This window comes from Kitasatospora sp. NPDC093558, assembly GCF_040683475.1.
Taxonomy (GTDB): domain Bacteria; phylum Actinomycetota; class Actinomycetes; order Streptomycetales; family Streptomycetaceae; genus Kitasatospora.
In genome coordinates, this window is the sequence record NZ_JBFBDY010000458.1 from 1 (window position 1) to 5131 (window position 5131).

Consider the following 5131-nt stretch of genomic DNA (forward strand, 5'->3'; position numbering starts at 1 on the left):
TCCGCGTCCGCCTCGTCGCCGTGCGGGGTGAACAGCCGCAGCCCCCAGACGCGGGGCGCCAGGAGCCGGTGCGCGGGGTGCGGGCGGAGGGCGGCGAGCAGGACGCGGTGGCGGAGCTCGTCGTACACCGGGTCGTCGTCGACGCTGTCGGTCGGATCGGCGCGGCGGGTCCAGCGGGACGGCAGCGCGCGCTGGACGGCGGTGTGCGCGGCGAGCACCCGGCTGTGCCGGTCCCGGTCGGCGGGCAGCGCGAGGTACGCGAGCCGGGCCAGCCGCCGGTAGTGGCGCACCAGCGCGGCCTCGGCCTGCGCCACCGGGTGCCGGGACGGCTGGGCGGTGCCGTCTGTCGGTCCTGCCAACGGGCCCTCCCCGGAGCCGTCGTCGTGTCGTCGTGGACGGTTCAACGAGTTGATCATGTGATGGTTGCGCCGTCCGGGGCGGCGGTTGGGTGCGCGGGGGCCGAGGTCCGGTGTGGCCCTTGGAGGTGTTGACTCCGCGTTCGGGGTTCGAGGTTTGGCGTGGCCTCTGGAGGTGTTGACTCCGCGTTCGGTGCGGAGGGCCGTAGGTCCCACCCGTTCGGCCCCTTGGCCCCTGGCGATCGCCGCCCCCGGGGGCCATGCTGCGGGTACCGGCCGGAAGGAACCGGCCGGAGAAGCCCGTTGGACGAGGTGAACCGGCGTTGCGGCATGCCACCGTCGAATCAGTGATGACCAGCCCGGTGGTCCGGGTCGCGCCCGAGACCGGCTTCCGGGAGATCGTCGCGCTGCTGACCGACTACGACATCACCGGTGTGCCGGTGGTCGACGCCGACGGCCGGCCGCTGGGCGTTGTCTCCGAGGCGGACCTGCTGCGCACCCTCGCCGCCCAGGAGGACACCGGCAGCCTGCTGCCCGCGCCGGAGTCGGCGCACGCGGGCCTGGGTGGGGCGGCCACGGCGGCGGACCTGATGACGACCCAGCCGGTCTGCACCACGCCCGGCACCAGCGTGGTCGCGGCGGCCAGGCTGATGAGCCGGCACGGGCTCAAGCGCCTGCCGGTGCTGGACGACGACGGCCGGGTGATCGGCATGGTGAGCCGCGGGGACCTCCTGCGGGTGTTCCTGCGCGAGGACCGGGTGATCCGGCGGGAGATCGTCGAGGAGGTGCTCGGGCGGATCGACGGCGTCAGCCCGGCCGAGATCGGCGTCGAGGTGGAGCAGGGCCGGGTGGTGCTCAGCGGCACCGTGCCCGAGCCGCACCTCGTGCCGATCGTGCTGAACCTGTGCCGCTCGGTGGACGGCGTGGTGTCGGTGACCGACCGGCTCGGCTCCGGGGGCGCGACCGCGCCCGTGGGTTGAGGGTTCACCGTCAACTCCGGCTGGGAAAGCTGGAGTTGACGGTGCCCGTGGGATGGGCCCGGAAGGCTCGGTTCACCTCCGCATACTGCGGAGCGTATCGGGTAACTCACTCTGTGTGCCCGGCGGCTGGACTGCCGGGTCGGCGGAGCACCGGGGAGGCGGCCGTGGCAGTCGTGTTCGACGCGGACTTCACTTCGACCAGGCAGTGGGTCGCCGGGCGCAGCAGCGCCTATCCCCGGATGGGGCCGACCAACCGGAGCGACCACAAACTCGACTACCTCAGCCGCGCGTACTGCCCCGGGGGCGTGTTCACGGCCACCCGCCGGCACGCCGGCGGGCTGTGGACGTGCAGCCTGCTGACCACCGAGGGCAGCCCCGAGGCCTTCCAGGTCCGCACCGGGGACGAGCTGTCGGCGCTCGTCACGCTGCCCGTCGACGTCGGCGCGTGGCCGTCGATCTGGACCTGGCGGGACGGCGGCAACGAGGTGGACGTCTTCGAGTACCACCCGGATCACCCGGACCTCCTGGAGGTCTCCAACCACGTCCGCGGCGGCTTCCGGTACTGGCACGGCGAGGGCAGCGGCATCGCCCCGGGCGCGACCTTCGGGCTGCGGGTGCTGCTCGGCGCGCACTCGGTGGACTGGTACGTCGGGAACGAGCTCGTGTACGCGGACCTGCACGGGGTCGGCCCCGGGTGGCACGCGTACCTGATCGTCAACCTGTCGGTGGCGGACGGGGTCTACCATGACCGTCCGTTGATCGGCGGGCCGGACCGGCTCAGCTGGGTGTGCCACAGCCTCGTCGTGGAGAGATGATCCGGCTTGCCCGGGCCTGCGACGCCTAGGGCGGGAACGTGGCGGTGATCGGGCCGCGCGGGCCGGAACGCTGGAACCAGACGACCCGGCGGTGCGGGCCGATGTGCGCGGGGTGCGTCACGTAGAGGTCGTCGCGCGGGGCGCTCTCGTTGCCCGGTGCCAGGGCCGCGTCCACCGCGTCGGCGGCGATCGCGTTCAGCAGGGCGTGGGCGGTGGCCTCGGCGGCGGCCGGGGCGATGGCGAGGGCGGTGAGCTCGGCCCACAGCGCGGCGGAGACGTACGAGATCGGCGAGTGGCCGAGCGTCGGGTGCGGGCGGCCGTCGGTGTGGCGGCGGAGCGCCCCGGCGGCGACGAGCTGCTCGGCGGAGCGCTCGCCGGCCGGTGCGTGGTGGTTCATGGGCCGAACGCTACCCCGGCCTGCGGCGCGGGTGTCGCCGGAACGTTTTCTCACGCTTTCTTCAGCACACTCCGGGGGTCCGTGGGCGCACGATGGTGGTACTGGCGACAGTCCCTCGACAGGCCCGTCCGGGCCGGAGGAGGAGGTCCCGATGAGGCACTGGCACGGGTGGCACGGGTACGGACACCACGGGCTGAGCGGCTGGGGCATCGGCCTGATGGTCCTGCTGATGCTGTTGGTCCTGATGCTGCTGGTGCTCGCCGCCGTCGCCCTGTCCCGGTACGTCTCGCGCTCGCACCGGCCGCTGCCGCAGGGTGCGGCGGCGGTGGGTCCGCCGCGGGCGGCCGCGGGGCCGAACCCGGAGCAGCTGCTCGCGGAGCGGTTCGCGCGCGGGGAGATCGACGCGGACGAGTACCGGCTCAGATTGGACACGCTGCGGTCCGTGAACGGGCCGGGGCCAGGGCCGGGGTCGGGTCCGGGCGGCTGAGGGGGCACGGCCAGGGCCCGCCGCATCGGGGGTGTGCGGCGGGCCCTGGAGCTGCGCTGCGGCGATCGGCCGCGGTCTGTCGCTGTCGTGACGACCGTCGTGACTACTCGACGACGAGCTCGACCGGGATGTTGCCGCGGGTGGCGCGGGAGTACGGGCAGACCTCGTGCGCCTGCTTGACGAGCAGCTCGCCGTTCTCGCCCGCGAGCGACTCGGGCAGCTCGACGCGCAGCACGACGGCGAGGCCGAAGCCGGCGCCGTCCTTGCCGATGGAGACCTCGGCGGTCACCGAGACCTCGCTGGTGTCGACCCGGGCCTGGCGGCCGACCAGGCCGAGCGCGCTGGCGAAGCAGGCCGCGTAGCCGGCGGCGAACAGCTGCTCCGGGTTGGTGCCCTGCCCGCTGCCGCCGAGCGCGGGCGGCATCGCCAGGGCGAGGTCCAGCTGGCCGTCGGAGCTGACGGCGCGGCCCTCACGGCCGTTCGCGGTGGCGGCTGCGGTGTAGAGCGCGTCCATGGTGCGTTCCCTCCTGCTGAAACTGCTGATCCTGCTGGGTTCGGTGTTCGTGTCGCGGGGCCCGGCGAGGTCTTGTGGGCCTCGCTGCGGGGTCTCGCTGATGACAAGTAGAGCACGCAATTCAATTGCGCACAACTCAATCGCGCGGACTCGATCGGTACCATGGGTGCATGACCACGTCTCCCGCACACCCCGCCGCGTCGGACGAGCGCCTGCTCCGCCTCGATCAGCAGATCTGCTTCTCGCTGAACGCGGCCTCGCGCGCCTTCGGCGGCGTCTACCGGGTGCTGCTCAAGGACCTCGGGCTCACCTACCCGCAGTACCTCGTCATGCTCGTGCTCTGGGAGGACGGCGAACTGCCGGTCAAGCGGATCGGCGAGCGCCTGCGGCTGGACTCCGGCACCCTCTCGCCGCTGCTCAAGCGGCTGGAGGCGGCCGGTCTGGTGCGCCGCGAGCGCAGCCCCGAGGACGAGCGGTCGGTGACCGTCGCGCTCACCCCGGAGGGCGTCGCGCTGCGCGAACGCGCCGGGCAGGTGCCGCGCCGGCTGCTCACGGCGACCGGGATGCCCGTCGAGGACCTCGCCGCGCTGCGCGTCCTGCTGGACCAGGTGACCGCGGCGCTGGACTCGGCGGCGGTCGAGCCAGTCGAGTAGGCGTGGGCCGGGTTGGGTCGGGTCGGGATGGGTCGGGATGGCTGGGTAGGGCGCGTCGAGTAGGCCGGCATGCCGTCGGTCAAGTCGGCCGACCCGGGAGTGTGATCTGCGTCACTCCAATGTCGACCCTGTAGGCCGGAAGGGCCGGAACCGGCAGGTCAGCGCGGGTGTCCGGAAGTGAACGGAAGCGGTCGATTATTGCCCGCCGCTTCGGGTCAACAACCCGCCGCTCCGGGACGGTTACACCACGAGCCCCGACGGGGCCGTCGGCGTGCCATCCGGTGGGCCGGCCGACCGACTCACCGAAAAGGGGAAGCGCGTGCCGACCACCCCCGGGCCGGGCGAGGAGCACGACGTGCGGACGGATCCGCTCGACGGCCTGCCGGCCGACTTCGAGGCCTTCTTCACCCGCGAGAACCCCGGCTACCTGCGGTACGCGCAGCAGCGGCTGCGCCACCGCGAGGACGCGCAGGACGCCGTCCAGAACGCCGGCGCCGCGCTGTACCAGAACTGGCGCCGCGCCCTGGCCAGCGCCGATCCGCAGGCCTTCGCGTTCAAGATCCTCAAGGACGCGATCGTGGACGTCCTGCGCGAGCGCCACCGCGCCGAGCGCAAGCGGCTCCGGGTGATCGCCCAGCGCCGCCCCGACACCAGCCAGGACGAGCTGGAGGAGCTCGCCGAACTCGACGCCCTGGACTGGGCGATGGACGAGCTCGCGCGCAGCGCCCCGGTCCAGGCCGACGTCGTCCGGCTGCGCCAGGCGGGCCTCTCCTACCCGGACATCGGCCGCGCGCTCGGCATCGCGCACACCACCGCCCGCACCTACTACAGCCTCGGGCGCCGGCACCTGGAGTACCTGCTGGAGAACGCGAGCGGCGGCGAGTCGGGCGAGGGGCGGGCGGCCGAATGAAGCTCGGCGACCTGCTGCG

Annotated in this window: 7 protein-coding genes and 1 pseudogene; 5 read left to right on the top strand and 3 right to left on the bottom strand. The window is 73.4% G+C overall.

Going from position 1 to position 5131, the window contains the following annotated elements:
- Window positions 1–359 (bottom strand): annotated as a pseudogene (locus tag AB0O00_RS28960) (hypothetical protein); the annotation flags it as partial.
- Window positions 360–706: 347 nt separating this feature from the next.
- Here AB0O00_RS28960 and AB0O00_RS28965 point away from each other — a divergent pair.
- Complete coding sequence (locus tag AB0O00_RS28965) at window positions 707–1336, top strand: CBS domain-containing protein (protein WP_363656702.1); 630 nt, start codon at window positions 707–709, stop codon at window positions 1334–1336.
- A 164-nt stretch (window positions 1337–1500) separates the two neighbouring features.
- Window positions 1501–2151 carry a beta-glucanase gene (locus tag AB0O00_RS28970; RefSeq protein WP_363656704.1) on the top strand — a complete coding sequence of 217 codons (651 nt, stop codon included), beginning with the start codon at window positions 1501–1503 and terminating at the stop codon, window positions 2149–2151.
- A gap of 25 nt (window positions 2152–2176) precedes the next feature.
- Here the strand turns inward: AB0O00_RS28970 and AB0O00_RS28975 are convergent, their stop codons facing one another.
- Window positions 2177–2548, bottom strand: coding sequence for a hypothetical protein (locus AB0O00_RS28975; RefSeq protein WP_363656706.1), 372 nt, complete (start codon window positions 2546–2548; stop codon window positions 2177–2179).
- 151 nt (window positions 2549–2699) lie between these two features.
- Between AB0O00_RS28975 and AB0O00_RS28980 the strand changes: the two genes are divergently transcribed.
- On the top strand, window positions 2700–3035 hold the full coding sequence (locus tag AB0O00_RS28980) for a hypothetical protein (RefSeq protein WP_363656708.1): 336 nt from the start codon (window positions 2700–2702) through the stop codon (window positions 3033–3035).
- Between the two features lie 103 nt (window positions 3036–3138).
- Here the strand turns inward: AB0O00_RS28980 and AB0O00_RS28985 are convergent, their stop codons facing one another.
- Window positions 3139–3549 (bottom strand): organic hydroperoxide resistance protein, encoded by a 411-nt coding sequence (locus AB0O00_RS28985; RefSeq protein WP_363656709.1) that lies wholly within the window; start codon window positions 3547–3549, stop codon window positions 3139–3141.
- A gap of 170 nt (window positions 3550–3719) precedes the next feature.
- Here AB0O00_RS28985 and AB0O00_RS28990 point away from each other — a divergent pair, with 170 nt between their 5' ends.
- Together AB0O00_RS28990 and AB0O00_RS28995 are read left to right on the top strand one after the other, a co-directional pair.
- Entirely contained in the window at window positions 3720–4202 is a 483-nt protein-coding gene (locus AB0O00_RS28990; RefSeq protein ID WP_363656711.1) for a MarR family transcriptional regulator, read from the top strand.
- Between the two features lie 319 nt (window positions 4203–4521).
- Window positions 4522–5112 carry a sigma-70 family RNA polymerase sigma factor gene (locus tag AB0O00_RS28995; protein WP_363656712.1) on the top strand — a complete coding sequence of 197 codons (591 nt, stop codon included), beginning with the start codon at window positions 4522–4524 and terminating at the stop codon, window positions 5110–5112.
- The last annotated feature ends 19 nt before the right edge of the window (window positions 5113–5131 follow it).

Coding starts and splice junctions, on each gene's coding strand:
- AB0O00_RS28980 (WP_363656708.1), top strand. CDS start 2,700: ATGAGGCACTGGCACGGGTGGCACGGGTACGGACACCACGGGCTGAGC.
- AB0O00_RS28975 (WP_363656706.1), bottom strand. CDS start 2,548: ATGAACCACCACGCACCGGCCGGCGAGCGCTCCGCCGAGCAGCTCGTC.
- AB0O00_RS28990 (WP_363656711.1), top strand. CDS start 3,720: ATGACCACGTCTCCCGCACACCCCGCCGCGTCGGACGAGCGCCTGCTC.
- AB0O00_RS28965 (WP_363656702.1), top strand. CDS start 707: ATGACCAGCCCGGTGGTCCGGGTCGCGCCCGAGACCGGCTTCCGGGAG.
- AB0O00_RS28985 (WP_363656709.1), bottom strand. CDS start 3,549: ATGGACGCGCTCTACACCGCAGCCGCCACCGCGAACGGCCGTGAGGGC.